Consider the following 16,869-nt stretch of genomic DNA (forward strand, 5'->3'; position numbering starts at 1 on the left):
CCTCGTGCTCCCTGTCTGCAACCTGCACGGCATGCAGCTCCATCTCGCGGAGATTTCACGCACGGTCGCGCAGGGCGCTCACGCCGTCCTCATTGTGGATCAGGCCGCATGGCATACCAGTCAGAAGCTGGATGTTCCCTACAATATCACCATTCTCCCGCTGCCTCCCCGGGCTCCTGAACTGAACCCGGTGGAAAATCTCTGGCAGTTCCTGCGCAATACATGGCTCTCAAACAGGATCTTCAGAACCTATGACGATATCGTTGATATCGCCTGCCATGCCTGGAACCAGCTCGTCAATCAACCATGGCGCATCATGTCAATCGGACTGCGCAATTGGGCTCATGGGTTATAGCAATCAACGGTTGGTATTACGCCGTGGATGGTCATGCAGCCTGATTTCCAGTACGTATGGCACCCTTCGGGCGGCGCGCCGGATTGGACCGGTTTGCGCCGCGTAGGTGACGAAGCGATTTTCGGCCTGCACAGCAGCATTACTTTTTAAGTATAAATACACGAACAGAAAGTAATAATTTATATTATTGTTAAATCATATAAAACGGATGAATATGATAAGACGTAGAGTGTACGTGGCCGTCTGATCAGCATTGAAAGGAAAACATTGCTGAAAAGTGGAAGGTGGTGGCATATTCGCGTTCTATATAGTCAGTGGTTCCGTGCAAACGGATGAAAAGGGAACACCGTTCCGCTTCGGCAGGGTCCATCCCGGAAGCCAGTCGGTGGCTGCTCCCGCAACTGTAAGCGGTATGGGGTCGTGTCGTCCATTTTCTGAGGGGAATGGGCCACTGTTGTATCAACAACGGGAAGGTAGACACGATCTGCGATAATCCGTGAGCCAGGAGACCTGCCACTGTCGATCTCACGGCCGCCGGGCGGGATGAACCGGAGGCAGGAGCACGGCTTTGCAGCACTGCATAGGCTTGCCTGTCGCTGAACGACACGGCACTTCCACAATTACAAACTGGCATGATGATGCGCAGACCTGCGGTGAACCCTCATGCTACTGACCGGGACGCTTGGTCTCTCGGGTTTTGATACCCCCGCATTGACCGCTTTGCAGCGGCGCACAGGCGTCTCGCATGTAGCGTCCAATTCCTGCCCGGATGACTGGCATCGCGTGTGGCAGACAGCACAGATGGTGGGTGTGGGGAAGGCTCCTCAGTGCGGCAGGAAGCGCATGCCCGAACTGACAGATCAGACGTTCTTCCACTTATGCTGCAATCCTGTCCGCGATGCATTTGTTGATGCATGGCAACGCGGGATCGCGACTGTGCCTGTGCTTCTAGGGCCAGTGAGCTTTCTTGCCGCATGTGACCGGACTGACGGCACGGACCCTGTCCTGTTGTTATTGAAGCTTCTTCCGGTGTACGTCGAGATTCTGCACGAACTCGCTACGGCAGGCTGTTTCTGGGTTCAGATTACGGAACCTGTCACAACGGCTGGTCCGATGTCGAAAGAACGCCAGACGGCGATGGAACTGGCATGGCGGAGCATGGCAGAGGTGGCATCCGGACATGCACTATCCCTCGTCTTCGTCGGGGGAGGAGGGGGCTTCTGGCGTAACCTGCCCCACGTCATGTCATTGCCGATGAATGGCCTTCATATCGATATGGTGCGTGGCGGCGCAGAACTTCCATCGGTGCTCTCTAATCTTAATCCGCGCTGTGACCTTCTTCTAGGAGTTGTGGACGGCCTGAATCGGATTCCAACGGATGTCTATAGCGCGATGCGATGGATAGATAAGATCCGATCAGAATGTCCACGAAGGCGCGTGATTATTACACCGTCTACGACAATGCGTTTCATCAATAAGGACGGTAGGCAATTACCGCCTGAGGTTCACAATACACTTTCAGACCTGGCGAAGGTTCAACGTGCTTGCGTGGCGGCGGCCTTCGTCCATTAACAAGATTTTGGAGGAATTGTCATGGGCATGACACATACTCTACTGCAACCTTTTGATCCGGACCACAATGCACAATGGTATCCCGCTTTGCGTAGTGCAGATCTGAAACATCAAAAAGCAATCGGGGTTTATTGCGGCAGCAGACCCGTTGTCATTGTCCGTCCAGAGGCAGGGCTGGTGTTCGCACTTGATGACCGGTGTACGCATCGTCAGGTACCACTCAGTCGTGGCGTGGTCAGCGGAACCTTTATCAGATGTCCGTTGCATGGGATCAAGTTTGCACGCAGTGGCCGTTGCTATTCTCCTGATATGGTTCTGGAAGAAATGCCGCCGCGCGCGGAAGGCTGGGGATGTAGGGAGAAAGAAGGCTGGATATTCCTGTATTCAGGTAATGCCGAGGATGCAGACGAAGCGTTGATTCCCGCCATGACGCATCACGATGGTAAAGACTGGTGTCATGAAACATTCATACGCGAAATCAATGCGCCAGTTCCGCTTCTGATGGATCATGTACAACGCTTTGGAAGAAGGACGACATCAGGATCGGTAACCTATCTTGATCAGAACATTACCGAACAGCAGATTTCCAGTCATTACCGTGTCGTGGCTTCCACACCATTATCGGTTCTGCCTGGTATGGCACGGCCCTGGCGGGCGACGGTCGATACGACCCTGGTTGACCAGAACGTTTATTTCTCTTCCGAAGACGATGCCACACTATGCACGGAGATATGGCTTGGTTACATGCCGACCGGACGTGACGGCCGAACACGTGTGTGCGGCAAAATAGCCATACGGCAGGACCATACGCGTCTGCCAGGTCGCGTATCGGGTTCTCTTTGGGCGAAATTATTATGGAAACTGCTGTGGAAGGAGCAGAGCCTCCCGGAAGCGGAGTGGTCTGCCATCCAACAGTCTGGTCGAGTGGGGCACAGCGATTTCTTTCCGCCAGCACAAGCTATGCAGGATCTTGTAACAAAAAACAACCAAAGGATGGCTAAAGAAGGATAGATTTCATGTCGGATGCTGTTGCTGGTCGGCCATTTATCATTCGGGTTGGTAAAAAAGTGCGGCCTCTATTAAACACGCTGATTGCACACAATTCCCTTGTTCCCGATACGCCAGTTCTTGATACCAGTCTTTTCCCATGGATTTCCAACATGGAACAGCGGGCGTTCCGGATTATAGAGGAATTCAGGATCCTTATGACGCAAGGGGTAAGCAGTTTTCCCGCTCTGCGCGATATTTCGCCAGACCATACGCGTATTGCACCCGATACAAGGTGGAAGTCGTTTTTCCTTTACGGCTACGGGAACTGCGTTCTGGAGAACTGCCGGCGGATGCCCTGCACAGCACGGTTTGCTGCGGCCATTCCCGGACTGAACTCAGCCTTTGTTTCTTTCCTTGAACCTGGTGCGCGTATTCCGCTGCATAATGGAGTGACCAAAGGGCTGTTAACCTGTCGTCTGGGTTTACAGGTGCCGCAGGACTACAGGGATTGCTGGATACGGATAGACGATCAAACGTTATGCTGGCAGGATGGAAAATGTATCCTGTTCGACGACACATACCCTCATGAAGTCCAGAACAATACATCGGATCATCGGGCAGTGTTGCTTATCCAGTTTGAACGGCCCACATACGGAGTTGGCCGTCTGGTTCAGGGTATGTTTCTCAAGGCCGTTCGTCGTTCGGCATTCGTGCAGGAAGCCAAAAACAATCTTGCACACTGGCATGCCCTCTACCATGAGATGGCCCGGACAGAACGCCAAACCAGCGGACTGACTGTTTGATCCAGTCATGGTAACAACGGGAAGGCGCAGAATGATAAAGTGTAAAAAGTGCGGTGCTGATTTTTCATGTCAGCCTGAAGGTGCGTGCTGGTGCATGGAAAAGCCCCGTGGCCTGCCGGTTCCGACGGATGATCAGGCAGGGTGTCTCTGTCCTGTTTGTCTGGATGCCCTGACGAACCAAGGCCCTGAGACCGAAAGAAGATCATCTGGCAATAGCCAGTAACCCTTCAATATCCAGACCGCTTTCCATGGTGGAAGCAACGGTTTCAAGGGCGCGTTCCACCCGCGCTGTGTAATCCAGTCCATCGGAGCGTGCGCCCCATCTGTCCAGCCATGCCGCACGTTGGCCAGTCATGTCAAACAGACGGTGCACATAGCAGCCTGCAATACGACCGTCCGGGCTTATTGCTCCGTCCAACCGTCCGTCGTCGCATCTGATTAGGGGCATGACCCGGTGATGTGATCGAACTGTTTCCCCACAATGAATTTCGTAGCCACTGAATCGCGCGCTATCGGAAAGCGTCATGCCTGAAGTCTGGTAGATCTGCTTGTCACGGGTCAGAACGGTATCAACCTCCAGAAGTCCAAGTCCTGGTATCGTGGTCGGGTTTCCTTCTATTCCGTCGGGATCATTTATGGTCTGTCCCAGCATCTGATAGCCACCGCAGAGACCGAATACATATCCACCCCGCCTGACGTGTCCCGCCAGATCAATATCCCATCCCTGCCGCCTGAAAAATTGCAGGTCTGCTATTGTCGCCTTGCTACCGGGAAGGAACACGACATGCGCGGACGCGGGAAGGGGCTGCCCGGGCCGGATCCGTGTGATCTTTACATGCGTTTCACCTTCCAGCGCATCAAGATCATCGAAATTGGCAATGCGGGGCATAAGGGGGACGGCTATCTCGATCCGTGAGGCCGCGGAACAGTCAACATCTTCAGGAATACTGTCTTCAGAAGGCAGTTCACGTATACTGTCTATCCAAGGAAGAACGCCACGCCCCTTCCAGCCGGTAAACTTTTCTATGAAGTCATACCCAGATTGGAAAATGCTGGCGTCTCCCCGGAGGCGATTAACGATGAATCCCTTGATCAACTCACGGTCATCTGGATCAAGAACTGCATGGGTACCGGCGAGTGACGCGATAACGCCGCCCCGGTCTATATCGCCGATCATGACGACCGGAACATTCGCGGCTCTGGCAAAGCCCATATTGGCGATGTCGCCCTGACGTAGATTGATTTCCGCCGGGCTGCCCGCGCCCTCGACAATCACGAGATCGGATTGGCTACATAATGTCCGGAAGGCGGTCAGAACCTCGGGCAGGAATGCGGCCCGGCCACCGATAAAATTCGAAGCGTGCAGGTGTCCTTTTGCGCTTCCACGGACGATAACCTGCGCTGTATGATCACTTTCCGGTTTCAGAAGGACCGGATTCATAAGGGTGGAAGGGGCAATACGGCAGGCCTGCGCCTGAAGTGCCTGCGCCCGACCGATTTCACCTCCATCTACCGTCACGGCGGCATTGTTCGACATATTCTGGGGCTTGAAAGGCCGGACCGTCAGGCCACGGTTAGCGAAAACCCGGCATAAACCTGCCGTCAAAACGGACTTTCCGACATCGGATCCCGTGCCCTGCAACATGATCGCTGTCATGGAATCAGCCGCAGTCCGTAGCGCTCTTGATCGTGTCGGCAGGCACAAATCGCTCCATGCCCTCGTGACCCCGGGCTTCCATGCGAAGCAGTTCGATATGCATGCGCGCGCGACCACGTCTTGTAGCGGGTATTTTCAGATTTTCCGGTGTTCCATGTTGACGAACATGGGCCTGGAATGTGCCTGAAACCTGCAGGTCTTCCTCCATGCCGAATTCCTCAAGCAACGGCAGAAAGGATAGATCGGCAAGCCGGTCATAATCATGGGAATCATCATCGGACGGTCGGAACGGTGCCGCCGGATGAAGTGTCAGGAAAGGCTGCCAGCCTTCCGGAATGGGATCGAGGGCGGAGCAGGGTCGTTTCAACCTCACCAGTTTTGGCAGCAGGTGGGTATGGGCGCCGAGCGGAGAGTCTCCATCAGGTGCGGGAATGGGTTGGTAGACCTCCAGCCTGCCAGCAGGTGAAAGCATGACCCTGTGGGGCTGGACTTCCATCAGAAGCGCAAATGCTGCTGTGACGACGGCCAATGGGTCATCCGTATCAACAGCAAGGGCTTCGACCAGGCGGGCATTTTCTGTCCTTACGCACATCCGGACCTGGCCCACGCCAATTCCAAGATCAATCAGCCACGCATCACGATCCTCTGGTCGGACGGCTTCCGCATCCTTTCCCAGAACCTTCAGGGTATGCTTCGCAGTCAGTTGTAACGGGCCGCATAACGCCATGCTGTGCCGCCAGCGTCTGCCTTTTCCGACGAGAGAGTCCCACGCAAGGGCATGCAAGGGTTCGCTGGGGCTAATGCGTATGGCACCGCGTTGGGTGACGATCTCCAGCCCGTCAGGACATGAGGTGAGGCAGACCTTATCATCCGGAACATGATGGAATTCGCCGATCGCACCAAATGTTCCAATGCTCCAGCTGTTGCGGAGATCCAGCGCCAGTGAAGTCAGCATGGAAGGCGTGATACGTTTCATCGGAAATATCCTGTGATTCATCAATCAGGCTGAAAATAACAGCAATCCTGACAGGATACTGAAAGATTGAATGCGGGTTGACAAGAATACTCCATCCGATCAGAACCGTTCCGACGGTGTCCTCTTTCGGGGGGATGAAAAGGGAACAGAGTGCGGATTACGATCCAATGCTCCGGCTGCCCCCGCAACTGTAAACGGTCTGTCCTCGCATTACCGGATGTCATGATCTGGGCCACTGGAAACCGCGGTTTTCCGGGAAGGTTGTGCAGGACGCTACGCCGTGAGCCAGGAGACCTGCCGTCATGATGGTTGCGACCGGGAACTGTCGGGCGGGGTGTCCTGACGGTGTGGTGTTACAGGATTCCGTGCAGATCGGAAATCCTGTGGCAGCGCGCTCTCGTGGCAACGATGATGTGACCGCGAGACCTGAACCAGATGATCCTATTCCGTAATCTGCTGATTGCTTCCACCACGTTGATGACCATGGGGGTTGTAGTGGCGCGTGCCGATGATTCAGTCAGACAGCACGCGCCGCAAAAACAGTCCGCCAACCAGTACGTCATCGAGAATAAAAAATCGAAAGCCGTTGTTTCGTTGGGGGATACGGGTCTTCCCGAACTGATCAGCGTCAGTGCAGCACGTCGGCCGACCTCCACCGATGATATCGGCACCAGCATGACCATCATCACGGAAAAGCAGATCCAGACTCAGCAGCGGCGCAGCCTGACGGATATTCTGGCACGCCAGCCGGGCCTGAACGTGGTCCAGACAGGCGGCCCAGGGGGCACGTCATCCATTTTCATGCGTGGTAATAATTCCAACGAGGTCAAGGTCCGCCTGGATGGCATGGACATCAATGACGGAAGTTCCACCAATGGCATGTTCGATGCCGGTCAGTTTGTAACCGACGGCATGGGCCGGATCGAGATACTGCGTGGGCCTCAGAGCGGCCTGTACGGCGCCGACGCCATGGCGGGGGTTATCGACATTACCACGGCACAGGGGCAGGGCCGTTTCAAGCCGTTTGTCCGTATCGAAGGCGGTGGGTATGGTACCTTCAATCAGACCTTTGGCGCACGCGGCAGCAAGGGACGTTTTCATTATAATGTAGAATTTTCCCATTACCGGATGGATGGGTTCAACAATATCCCTTCCTATATCGAGCGTTATTATGGGGCCAACCGGCAGCAGCGGCATGAAGGCAACCGGAATGACAACCGTGGCGTCAATATCAGGCTGGGTTATGACGTCACCCATAATTTCGATCTTGGCCTGACCGCACGGCTGATACAGAGCAATTATCATTCCTATTCGCTGTATGACCTGCAAAGTGAAAATCTGTATGGTGATAAGGGTGTGCGGGAACAGAACAACCAGAACGAGGCCATCGTGCGCGGGACGGCCCATCTGGTTTCCTTTCACGGGCTTTTTGATCAGGTGCTTGGCCTTGGCTACATGACCAACCGCAACCGCTGGACGGAGACGGGCACGAGTTACGGCAGCCCGGTCAATCCCGACCCGGATTATTACCGTTCCAGCCGACTTAAGGTGGACTGGCACGGCACGTTCAATTTCAAGCAGTATGGTCAGCTTCTGATCGGTGCCGAACATTTCCATGATACGTTCAATACCAGCCATACGGCCTCAAGCATGTGGGACAGCGGATACGATACATCCGCCAGCATGGATACGACCGCAGGCTACGGGCAGTATCAGGGGAACTGGAACCATATTCTGTATGGCGCGGCCAATATTCGCTACGATGCCAATTCGCGCTACGGCAACCACGTGACATGGCGCGTGGCCCCGGCAATCCATGTGCCGGGCACCGGAACCATCATCAAGGCCAGCGCCGGTTCCGGTTTTCATGGTCCTTCGCTGTATCAGTTATTCGCAAATCAGGTGGGTGTGGGTTATTCGGAAAAGGGCAATCCCAACCTGAAGGCGGAACAGTTGATCGGCTATGACGCGGGTGTTGAGCAGAAACTGCTGCATGACCGTCTGAATTTCGGCGCAACCTGGTATGACAACCGGGTCAGGAACCTGATCCAGTCCTCGCTTTCGATTGATTCATCATATGACTACAACTACTCCTACGCCAATGTGGCGAAGGCGCGGATGTATGGTGTGGAAGCCTTCCTGAACTGGAAGGCGCTGAGCAATCTGGAATTTAACCTGAGCTATACCTGGACCCACGCCCGGGATGAGACGAACGACGTCCAGTTGCAACGCCGTCCGCAGCACAAGTTCAATTTCAATACGACATGGACCCCCATTCGCGACCTGACCTTTTCGGGCAATATCCTGTATACCAGTGGCTGGCGCGATCTGCCGGTTATTGGCAGCGAGTCCTGCAGCACATGCGCCAAGGGGCATGGTTATTTCACCATCGACGTGGCTGCCAATTACAAAATCAACCGCTACGTTTCCGTCTATGCCCGCGCCGACAACCTGCTGAACCGCCAGTTCGAGGACCCCATCGGCTATCTGCAGCCTGGTCGCGCCGGTTATGGCGGCTTCATGCTGAATTACTGACATGAAAAGCGTGGTCGCAGGGATGATGGCGGGTTTCCTTGCCTGTGTCCCGTTGGCACCGGCATGGGCTCTCCCGCGCGTGGCTTCGCTTAATCTCTGCACCGACCAGTTGTTGCTGCTGCTGGCCGAACCGGGCCAGATCGTCGGTATTACGCCGCTCGCCCGGGATTGCTGGAGCGCGGTGCTGTGCGAACAGGCACGACAGGCTCCCGTATTGCGACCCACGGCGGAAAGCATCGTGGCATCCCATCCCGATGTCGTGCTGGGTGGCATCTATACCGCGGCCGTCGCGATGCAGGCGGGGCGGGAAGGGGGCGCACAGGTTGTAGCCCTGCCGCCCGCCAAATCCCTGACGGATATTCCGGTCCAGATCATGACGGTCGCCAACGCCATCGGCGTTCCTGAGCGTGGGCAGCAACTGGCTATGGCCTTTGCCACGCGCCTGGCCTCTCTTTCAGTCGAGCGCAGTGCCACCGATCCTACGGCGGCCGTCTATGCTGCCAACGGCTTTGTCACCCATAAGGGCTCGCTTCCGGATGATGTCCTTGCCCATGCCGGCTTTCGTAATTACGCAACGATCATGGGGCACCAGTCATCTTCCCGTTTTTCCATGGAACTGCTGATTGCACGGCCACCCGATCTCCTGATCCTTGACCGTTCGGGGAAGGGAACGTCCCTTGCACAGTCCATGCTGGATCACCCGGCGTTGAAGCAGGCCTTTGCCGGGCCGCATCATCTGGATCTGCCCGCACGGCTTTGGTTGTGTGGCCTGCCACAGACACTGGATAGTGTCGTCATGCTGCGTAACGCACGGCACAACCTTGAAATGTCCGCCCCATGAAACCTGCCCATCAAACCATGCTGCTGAACGTCATGCTTCTGGCTGGTGTCATGGGGCTGTTTGTTACCTCGCTCATGTGGGGAGAAACCCGCATCATGTTTTCACATGCACTGGCGGACCTGCTGGCCGGGCGGCATACCGCAGGCGCGATCATTGTGGAGCGCCTGCGCCTGCCGCGTACCCTGCTGGCCATCCTGGTGGGCGGGACGCTTGGCCTGTCGGGGGCGGTTCTGCAGGGCTATCTACGCAATCCGCTGGCCGATCCCGGCATCCTGGGGGTATCAGGTGGGGCGGCACTCGGGGCGGTCAGCGTGTTCTATACCGGCCTCATGCAGGTTTCCATCGCGGCCCTGCCGCTGGGCGGCCTGACGGGGGCGCTGTGTGCGGCGGCCGTGCTGATGGGGCTGGTGGGGCGCGGCGGCACGCTGGTGCTGCTGCTGGCGGGCGCAGCGCTCAGCAGTTTTGCCGCTGCCCTGACGACGCTGGTGCTGAACCTTGTGCCCAGCCCCTATGCGTCATTCGAGATCATGCACTGGCTCATGGGGTCATTGACGGACCGGACCTTTACCCATGTCTGGATCTGCCTGCCCGGTGTGGTGTGCGGCACGCTGCTCATGCTGTCGAGCGGGCGTGCGCTGGATGCGCTGACATTGGGGGAGGATGTGGCCGCAAGCCTTGGCTTCCAGCTGCATGGCCCGCGCGGCGTCCAGACGCGTATCGTGCTGGGCGCGGCGCTGGCCGTGGGCTCATGCGTGGCGGTTTCAGGAGCGATCGGCTTTGTGGGACTGGTGGTGCCGCATCTGTTGCGGCCGCTTGTGGGATTCCAGCCGTCTCGGTTGCTCTTGCCGTCATTTCTGGGGGGAAGTTTGCTGCTGCTGCTGGCGGATATGGTGGTACGTCTGGTGGCGGTCGGGCCTGAACTGCAACTGGGCGTGCTGACGGCGCTGGTGGGCGCACCGGTTTTCTTCGCCCGCGTCATCATGCTGAAAAGAACCGTATCATGATCCTGCTGCAGGCACGCGAGGTGTCGCTCCGGCGTGGGGATCGGGCTGTTGTCTCGGCCGCGTCCCTGACCCTTGCGAAGGGACGGGTCATTGGCCTGATCGGGCCGAATGGCGCAGGCAAAAGCACCTTCATGCGTCTGCTGACGGGGCTGGAGACTCCCGACCGTGGGGATGTCCGGCTTCTTGATCGCGACATGGGCCAGATCCCTCTCGTGCTGCGTGCCCGACAGCTTGCTTTCATTCCGCAGGATGGAGCGCCGCCGCCACCCATGCCGGTGCGTGCGCTGGTCGCACTCGGACGCCTGCCGCATGGGCAGGCGGGCGACCATGCCATCCGTCACGCGGCGGTGGACCATGCCCTTGATGTCACCGGCCTGCAGGACCTGTGTGCCCGTCCGGCCAGCCACCTGTCAGGCGGGGAGCGGGCCCGCATGAACCTGGCGCGTGCGCTGGCGACCGATACGCCGGTCATACTGGCGGACGAGCCGATTGCGGCGCTCGATCCCGCTCATGCCCTGTCCATGATGCACCTGTTCCGCCAGCAGGCGGGGCAGGGGAAGGGGATCGTCGTCGTGCTGCATGATCTGGTTCTGGCGACCCGTTTCTGCGATGAACTGGTGCTGATGGATGATGGTGCCATAATCCGCCATGGTCCGGCCACACAGGTTCTGGATGATGACATCATGCGCACCGTGTACGGCGTAACGGTCCGACGGGTCGCGGGCGCGGTCCTTCCGTGGTCCCTGTGCCGTTAACGTGTGCGGCCTGCCGGGGCATCTTGCCCATGACACCTTGCGTCCGGCAGCCCGGTTCAGGCACAATGCAGTCTTATCAAGTCGATGGTCCCACGCGAGTGGGTTAATAGGGAACGCCGTCACGCTCCGGCCGGGTCAAGAACCCGGGAGCCAAGTCGGAGGCTGCTCCCGCAACTGTAGGCGGTATGCCGCCGGTTCATTTCACCCCGACTGGGTGGGTCACTGTTTCCGCAAAGGAAATGGGAAGGCAGAACCGGCAGGCCATGATCCGTAAGCCAGGAGACCTGCCATCGTCATATATCAAGCCGTCGGACGGGATGTGCCGAAGGCGGGAGAAGCTTAATGCCGGTATGGCAGAAAGCCGCGTGCCATGATGGCACGGCTGAAGGCGCACCTGCGCGCCAGTATTCCACAGATCACTTCCCGAATATCGCCAGACTGCTTACGGCGACACTTGGTTTTCCCGATGCTGACGAGATGCGTGGGGTGCGATGCCAGCACGCGGCAGGCATTTCCCATATCGCTACGGCCAATAGCCCATGGCGGGACAGGGTCGTGCAGACTGCCCGCATGTTTGGCGTGGGCACCGACAATACAGTCACAGCCTGTGATCCGATGCACCGCAATTACAGAAAGCCCATCCTCAGGCCGGGGCAGGCGTTCCATCTTGCGCGCAACTGGCCTCGCGACGCATTTCTTGCAGCGGAACAACAGGGTATCAGCACCCGGCCTATTCTGCTGGGGCCGGTCAGTTTCCTTGCGTTATGCGGCATGGCAAAGGGAGACAGTGTCGGCCAGAGCCTGATGCGCCTGCTACCTGCCTATATTGAATGCCTCGAACAACTGAACAACGCGGGATGCTTCTGGATCCAGATTGATGAGCCAATCCTTGCCCATCCTGGCCTGCCCGCAGCCACGCTGACCCATATGGACGTTGCCTGGCATGTCCTCAGTGAAGCATCAAGGGCCACATCACTTGTTCTGGTCGGGGGCAGCGGAGGCTTCGGGCGACATCTTCCTTTCGTGCTGCAGCTACCTTTTGGCGGCCTGCATGTGGACGTTGTGCATGGCTATCGCGATTTCCCGTATGTCCTGCAGCATTTCCCGGCGTATCGCTGGCTCTCGCTGGGGCTGGTCGATAGCTGCAGCGCGGCGCCTACCCACATCGGCATGGCGCAAGGCATCGTGGAACAGACGCTGCGTTCTCATCGGCCGGATCGTCTCATGATCGCGCCATCAGGTGCGTTAAGTGACAGGGATGGCCTGGCTGATCCGGACATCATGAGCGTCCTGCGGCGGAAAATGTCCGAAATCGTGGCCGTGGCCAGCCGACGCATGCTGGCACGTCGCGGAGCATCCACCCGCGATTTTTGCGAAAACGATATCCGTTTTGTCCCATGCGCTGATAACAGCGTGAGACATTGAAAAGATCATGACAGGAAATACATCGGAAGCAGCCACCCCGGATGGGGCTACTTCGCCACATCCGGATATCCGTCGTGTCCGCAGCAATCCGGATTTCTGGTATCCGGTTGCATGGTCGCGTGAACTTCGTCGGGGCAGGACAATTGGCGTACGGTACGCGGGGCAGCCCATTGTGGTGGTCAGGCCCGAGGCCGGGGCTATCTTCGCGCTGGATGATGTCTGCCCCCACCGGCAGTTACCGCTCAGCAAGGGAGAAGTGTGTGGAGATTTCGTTCGTTGTGCATATCATGGACTGAAATACAGTCGGCGTGGCCAGTGTTTTTCCCCTGGCATGAAGCTGGAAAACGAACCGCCGCGACTGCGGACATGGGCATGCCGCGAGAAGGATGGCCTCATCTTTGTGTTCATGGGGGATCTGGAAAAATCCGATAGCATTGCGCTGCCGGACTTTCCGCGTGTCCGTGACCCCCATTACCGTACCCGCCGGTTTGGAAAAGTCGTGCAATGTCACTACAGCTTCATGCATGAAAACCTGATGGACATGAACCACCAGATCCTGCACAGCCGACTGGTCGGAAGCATGAAGCCACGGTTTCTAGGCATGGATCGGGGAGAGGATTTCGTGGAGGCCCGCTATACCTTTGCCCGCACGTCTGGCAGGCAGCCGCTGAGCGAGGCTCTGATTTACGGGCAGCGTCGCAAGGATGGCCGGGATTTTGCCTATCGGGATGTCATGACCATCCGCACGCAGTATCCCTATCAGACATTGCGGATCGAGACGGAGGGGATTGATGAACCGGTCATGGAACTGTGGATTGCATATGTGCCACAGGACCGGGAAGAATTGATCAACCGGGTATTTGGCCTGCTCTCCATACGCAGGTTGAAAATACCATTTTTACTGGATCTGGCGTGGCCGCTGCTGATCGCCTTTACGGAGCGTGTTTTCACAGAAGATCGCGAAATTGTTGAACTGGAGCAGCAGGCCTGGCGGGAGCAGGACGGCGACCGGAATCAGGAGGTCTTTCCAGTTATCATGGCGCTGCGCCAACTGCTTATCCAGAATGGCATGCCGTCCCAGAAAGATATCGGATAATAAACTGATAGATGCTCATGCCCCGTCTCAAGGCGCATGGGCATCTTCTCCTGACCAGGCACCACGCCGATCAGGTGCTCATTTTGCAGTTCGGGCCGATATGACCGCGATAAGGAAGCCATGTCTGTGTCTGTCCGAACATCGGAATCCCAAGATAGCCCCGTAGCTTGAGTTGTCCGGACTGGTTAACCCACATGCGCGCTTGATAGACATGATTGGTATTGGGGTCGAGAATGGACCCGTTCCACCGATCTGGTTGATCCGGATCCGGCACAAAGTCCCGCAGCATGGGCAACCCACATTCCGAACGGCCCGTCTGGTCGCGTGGGATGTCATCACTATAGTTCAGGCCAACCAGCTTTCCACACAAATGGTCGCCACACCGTGTGATCTCGAAAACACCCTTGTGATTTCTGGTGACCCATTGCCCCAGAACGGCGGGCGGAACTGTTGTCGCTGGAGGAACTTGTGCGTGAACAGCAGCCCATCCAATCATGACACTGAGTATTAACGAGACACAGGTTGCTTTTTGCGCAATATTCATGATGTGTCTTTCGTCGCTTCGTACGTGACTAAAATTATGGAACATCGGCGGATTTATCGGAGAATTCGGATCGAAAAGCGCATGATTGATGCCCCGAGATGCGCGCCATGGGAATGAGCGGCGAGGGTGCTATCTACGCCATGGACGTTTTCCATGAAGTTCTTGTCGCGCCCGCTTCCCACTGCCGCCCCGGCCTGAGGGGCCCAGTACGAGCCTTCAGCAACACTCGGGCGCTCCAGGCCGGTTGGCAGAAACGCGGCGGTCCTACGATGCCGCATCACGATGTCTCCGCCAGAAACAGGAAACATCGGGAGCATTGATCGGCCGCATTGGTCTTCCCATGACGCATGGGAAATCTCCTGCCTTCGGTGCATCCCGCCCGACGACGTGGTTTGCAGACGATGGCAGGTCTCCTGGCTCACGGATCATGGCCAGCCAGTTCATGCCTTCCCATTCCCCAAGGGAAACAGTGGCTCACCCGCAGGTGAACGAACTGGTGGCATACCGCATACAGTTGCGGGAGCAGCCGCTGACTGGCTCCCGGAATAGAATTGTCCAGCCAGAGCGTTACAGCGTTCCCTTTTAACCCGCTCGCGCGGGGCCATCATCAATCAAGGGTCTCATTCCATTATGCGCGAAGTGAGAGGAACGCCCAATTCCTCGAAACGCGATGCCGGCCTGCATGGAACGAAGAGCTTGTTGATGCCAATCAAACTTGTCGCTCCGATCCAATAAGTGTAGGTCACTCAGTGTCTTCATCTTCGAAACACGCGGGCGGGGATACGCGCCCGCGCGTTAGCCACTATGTTGTCAATCAGGCGTTCGGGCTTGATGCGCTATACAAGTGCATGGCGGCGTCACGCGCGCCAATTGTCCATTGCGCGGAAATATAGGCCTGAAGCAAGGCCATGAGCGCCTCGACCCCGTGCGTGTCCGATAAATCGCGGGCTGTATCCACATAGGCGAGAGCTTCTAATAGCAGGGGCGAAAACAATTCCTCAAGATAGTCGCCCCGCGCCTTCGGCGCAGCGGGTAATCGGCCAGCGGAAGGTACCAGACGTAGGAATGTTTCAAATCCATCCGCACGAATGCGGTCTTCCGGATTGGGGGCAGGGAGTTCAGTCTTGGCTATTGCCTGAATTACATCTTCCCGCAGAGGTGCGGATTCCATAAGGCGGGATACCGAGACAGAACGCTGACGTCGCCGCTGTTGTATGAGAATAAAATCAGGCGAAGGGACGGGAGAGGCCATTTTTCGTTTCACCGGGAATCGGAGCGGATTAACTGGAAAGATCTGCATCGGACAGGCCTTCTTGAGTCAGGATGCGAGCATCCTCGTCACGCCATGCCGCGATCATGTCTGGGTTCTGACTGAGCCATCCAATTCTCTCGGCACAATATACAGGAACTCTGAATTTCTGGCCGCGCTGATTGTTCAGGATTGTTCCTGTCTGGTGCAAGCGCCCGTCTCGTGTCCAGAAAAGACGCTCCTGGTTGGTGATCCCCAGAATCCGTCGAACCTGTCGCGGCGTAAACGGACGAAAAGACAGCGCGGTGATCTGTTTTTCCACCGAGCTGGCAATAGCCTCCAGAGCATCTGTCCTTTCACGCATAATGGCGGCTATAAAGCGGGCGAAAAGCTGCTTTACCTCTGACAGCCGCAGGCGAAGGGACGAGGATTGATCCAGACAGGCCGCAATAAGCATCCGAATTGCAACAACCGGCTCTGGCTCCGTAATGGTCGCCATTAGGCGCGACGCAATGGAAGGGGGTACCATGCTCATATCTGTGTTCATGGATATTTCTTTTTATCAGAATAAAACGTAGGTACCTGTGTCCTGGGGTCAGGAAAGTACATGCGAATTATAAGCCGCAGGCCGCGAGGTCTGTTGCTAAGGTTGCCTTACGAAGCCGGGATTCATTCAAGCACAGGCTAGGGCCTGTTAGCACTTGATCCAGTCTGCGGCGGCAGCGATGTGGATGACCGCGAGGAACGAGGTTGCTGTTTTTTCGTATCTGGTTGCGACAGCGCGCCATTCCTTGAGACGAGCCCAGAGGTTCTCCACAAGATGTCGGCATCGATAGGCCCATTTGGGACAGGCGACCGGCGCATCGCGTCGTTTCGCGGGAATGGCCGGTCGGGCTCCCATGTCCCATATCCGTTCACGAAAGGCGTCTGACGCGTAGCCTTTGTCCGCCACGACCCACAGGGGAACAGAGGGGAGATCGTCGAGCATGGCTGGCGCCAGTGGCAGTTCATGGGCCTGTCCGGGTGCCAGAGCGAAACCAATGGCTTTTCCGTGTCCGTCCGCGATC

General features: G+C 57.0%; 16 protein-coding genes, 1 pseudogene and 4 riboswitches. Of the genes and pseudogenes, 11 read left to right on the forward strand and 6 right to left on the reverse strand.

Annotated features, from left to right (window positions below; translation table 11 throughout):
- From GEU01_RS15205 to GEU01_RS24525, 5 genes and pseudogenes are all read left to right on the forward strand, one after another.
- Positions 1-355, forward strand: a 355-nt coding sequence (locus GEU01_RS15205; RefSeq protein ID WP_019086449.1) for a transposase, incomplete at its 5' end; no start/stop codon positions are given.
- Between the two features lie 15 nt (positions 356-370).
- Positions 371-505: pseudogene (locus GEU01_RS25805) on the forward strand (carbohydrate porin); the annotation flags it as partial.
- 148 nt (positions 506-653) lie between these two features.
- Positions 654-887, forward strand: a riboswitch (cobalamin riboswitch).
- A 311-nt stretch (positions 888-1,198) separates the two neighbouring features.
- Complete coding sequence (locus GEU01_RS15215; RefSeq protein ID WP_232272565.1) at positions 1,199-1,927, forward strand: uroporphyrinogen decarboxylase/cobalamine-independent methonine synthase family protein; 729 nt, start codon at positions 1,199-1,201, stop codon at positions 1,925-1,927.
- Between the two features lie 27 nt (positions 1,928-1,954).
- Positions 1,955-2,938 (forward strand): Rieske (2Fe-2S) protein, encoded by a 984-nt coding sequence (locus tag GEU01_RS24520; protein ID WP_081499986.1) that lies wholly within the window; start codon positions 1,955-1,957, stop codon positions 2,936-2,938.
- A 5-nt stretch (positions 2,939-2,943) separates the two neighbouring features.
- Entirely contained in the window at positions 2,944-3,720 is a 777-nt protein-coding gene (locus GEU01_RS24525; RefSeq protein ID WP_026018775.1) for an aspartyl/asparaginyl beta-hydroxylase domain-containing protein, read from the forward strand.
- Between the two features lie 202 nt (positions 3,721-3,922).
- On the opposite strand, the gene GEU01_RS15235 is transcribed toward GEU01_RS24525, so the two are convergent.
- Positions 3,923-5,377: a cobyric acid synthase gene (locus tag GEU01_RS15235; protein WP_019086750.1), complete on the reverse strand. Its 1,455-nt coding sequence runs from the start codon at positions 5,375-5,377 to the stop codon at positions 3,923-3,925.
- Positions 5,378-5,381: 4 nt separating this feature from the next.
- Positions 5,382-6,374 carry a DUF6925 family protein gene (locus GEU01_RS26920; protein ID WP_232272567.1) on the reverse strand — a complete coding sequence of 331 codons (993 nt, stop codon included), beginning with the start codon at positions 6,372-6,374 and terminating at the stop codon, positions 5,382-5,384.
- 76 nt (positions 6,375-6,450) lie between these two features.
- A riboswitch (cobalamin riboswitch) is annotated at positions 6,451-6,669 on the forward strand.
- A 119-nt stretch (positions 6,670-6,788) separates the two neighbouring features.
- On the opposite strand from GEU01_RS26920, the gene GEU01_RS15255 reads away from it, so the two are divergent.
- From GEU01_RS15255 to GEU01_RS15280, 6 genes are all read left to right on the forward strand, one after another.
- Positions 6,789-8,888: a TonB-dependent receptor plug domain-containing protein gene (locus GEU01_RS15255; RefSeq protein ID WP_010516556.1), complete on the forward strand. Its 2,100-nt coding sequence runs from the start codon at positions 6,789-6,791 to the stop codon at positions 8,886-8,888.
- Position 8,889: 1 nt separating this feature from the next.
- Positions 8,890-9,729 (forward strand): ABC transporter substrate-binding protein, encoded by an 840-nt coding sequence (locus GEU01_RS15260; RefSeq protein ID WP_014106885.1) that lies wholly within the window; start codon positions 8,890-8,892, stop codon positions 9,727-9,729.
- Between the two features lie 17 nt (positions 9,730-9,746).
- Positions 9,747-10,733, forward strand: a complete 987-nt coding sequence (locus GEU01_RS15265; RefSeq protein ID WP_019086752.1) for a FecCD family ABC transporter permease — start codon at positions 9,747-9,749, stop codon at positions 10,731-10,733.
- On the forward strand, positions 10,730-11,488 hold the full coding sequence (locus GEU01_RS15270) for an ABC transporter ATP-binding protein (protein ID WP_010516550.1): 759 nt from the start codon (positions 10,730-10,732) through the stop codon (positions 11,486-11,488). The genes GEU01_RS15265 and GEU01_RS15270 overlap by 4 nt, the downstream gene beginning before the upstream one ends.
- A gap of 68 nt (positions 11,489-11,556) precedes the next feature.
- Positions 11,557-11,794, forward strand: a riboswitch (cobalamin riboswitch).
- A gap of 36 nt (positions 11,795-11,830) precedes the next feature.
- Positions 11,831-12,913 carry a uroporphyrinogen decarboxylase/cobalamine-independent methonine synthase family protein gene (locus GEU01_RS15275; RefSeq protein ID WP_019086753.1) on the forward strand — a complete coding sequence of 361 codons (1,083 nt, stop codon included), beginning with the start codon at positions 11,831-11,833 and terminating at the stop codon, positions 12,911-12,913.
- Positions 12,914-12,920: 7 nt separating this feature from the next.
- Positions 12,921-14,009, forward strand: coding sequence for an aromatic ring-hydroxylating oxygenase subunit alpha (locus GEU01_RS15280; protein WP_026018778.1), 1,089 nt, complete (start codon positions 12,921-12,923; stop codon positions 14,007-14,009).
- Positions 14,010-14,079: 70 nt separating this feature from the next.
- Here the strand turns inward: GEU01_RS15280 and GEU01_RS24535 are convergent, their stop codons facing one another.
- From GEU01_RS24535 to GEU01_RS15305, 4 genes are all read right to left on the reverse strand, one after another.
- Positions 14,080-14,553 carry a DUF2147 domain-containing protein gene (locus GEU01_RS24535; RefSeq protein WP_232272566.1) on the reverse strand — a complete coding sequence of 158 codons (474 nt, stop codon included), beginning with the start codon at positions 14,551-14,553 and terminating at the stop codon, positions 14,080-14,082.
- Positions 14,554-14,939: 386 nt separating this feature from the next.
- Positions 14,940-15,174: riboswitch (cobalamin riboswitch) on the reverse strand.
- A 193-nt stretch (positions 15,175-15,367) separates the two neighbouring features.
- On the reverse strand, positions 15,368-15,853 hold the full coding sequence (locus GEU01_RS15295; protein ID WP_014106877.1) for a hypothetical protein: 486 nt from the start codon (positions 15,851-15,853) through the stop codon (positions 15,368-15,370).
- Positions 15,834-16,349, reverse strand: a complete 516-nt coding sequence (locus GEU01_RS15300; RefSeq protein WP_198284483.1) for a hypothetical protein — start codon at positions 16,347-16,349, stop codon at positions 15,834-15,836. The genes GEU01_RS15295 and GEU01_RS15300 overlap by 20 nt, the downstream gene beginning before the upstream one ends.
- 147 nt (positions 16,350-16,496) lie before the next feature.
- Positions 16,497-16,869 (reverse strand): IS5 family transposase (locus GEU01_RS15305; protein WP_019085529.1); only part of this gene is annotated, 373 nt, incomplete at its 5' end.

The sequence above is a fragment of the Komagataeibacter europaeus LMG 18890 genome (assembly GCF_000285295.1).
GTDB lineage: Bacteria > Pseudomonadota > Alphaproteobacteria > Acetobacterales > Acetobacteraceae > Komagataeibacter > Komagataeibacter europaeus.

Bases quoted from the DNA above. Each gene is read 5' to 3' on its own strand.
- GEU01_RS15215 (WP_232272565.1), top strand. From the start codon at position 1,199: ATGCCCGAACTGACAGATCAGACGTTCTTCCACTTATGCTGCAATCCT.
- GEU01_RS24520 (WP_081499986.1), top strand. From the start codon at position 1,955: ATGACACATACTCTACTGCAACCTTTTGATCCGGACCACAATGCACAA.
- GEU01_RS24525 (WP_026018775.1), top strand. From the start codon at position 2,944: ATGTCGGATGCTGTTGCTGGTCGGCCATTTATCATTCGGGTTGGTAAA.
- GEU01_RS15235 (WP_019086750.1), bottom strand. From the start codon at position 5,377: ATGACAGCGATCATGTTGCAGGGCACGGGATCCGATGTCGGAAAGTCC.
- GEU01_RS26920 (WP_232272567.1), bottom strand. From the start codon at position 6,374: ATGAATCACAGGATATTTCCGATGAAACGTATCACGCCTTCCATGCTG.
- GEU01_RS15255 (WP_010516556.1), top strand. From the start codon at position 6,789: ATGATCCTATTCCGTAATCTGCTGATTGCTTCCACCACGTTGATGACC.
- GEU01_RS15260 (WP_014106885.1), top strand. From the start codon at position 8,890: ATGAAAAGCGTGGTCGCAGGGATGATGGCGGGTTTCCTTGCCTGTGTC.
- GEU01_RS15265 (WP_019086752.1), top strand. From the start codon at position 9,747: ATGCTGCTGAACGTCATGCTTCTGGCTGGTGTCATGGGGCTGTTTGTT.
- GEU01_RS15270 (WP_010516550.1), top strand. From the start codon at position 10,730: ATGATCCTGCTGCAGGCACGCGAGGTGTCGCTCCGGCGTGGGGATCGG.
- GEU01_RS15275 (WP_019086753.1), top strand. From the start codon at position 11,831: ATGCCGGTATGGCAGAAAGCCGCGTGCCATGATGGCACGGCTGAAGGC.
- GEU01_RS15280 (WP_026018778.1), top strand. From the start codon at position 12,921: ATGACAGGAAATACATCGGAAGCAGCCACCCCGGATGGGGCTACTTCG.
- GEU01_RS24535 (WP_232272566.1), bottom strand. From the start codon at position 14,553: ATGAATATTGCGCAAAAAGCAACCTGTGTCTCGTTAATACTCAGTGTC.
- GEU01_RS15295 (WP_014106877.1), bottom strand. From the start codon at position 15,853: ATGCAGATCTTTCCAGTTAATCCGCTCCGATTCCCGGTGAAACGAAAA.
- GEU01_RS15300 (WP_198284483.1), bottom strand. From the start codon at position 16,349: ATGAACACAGATATGAGCATGGTACCCCCTTCCATTGCGTCGCGCCTA.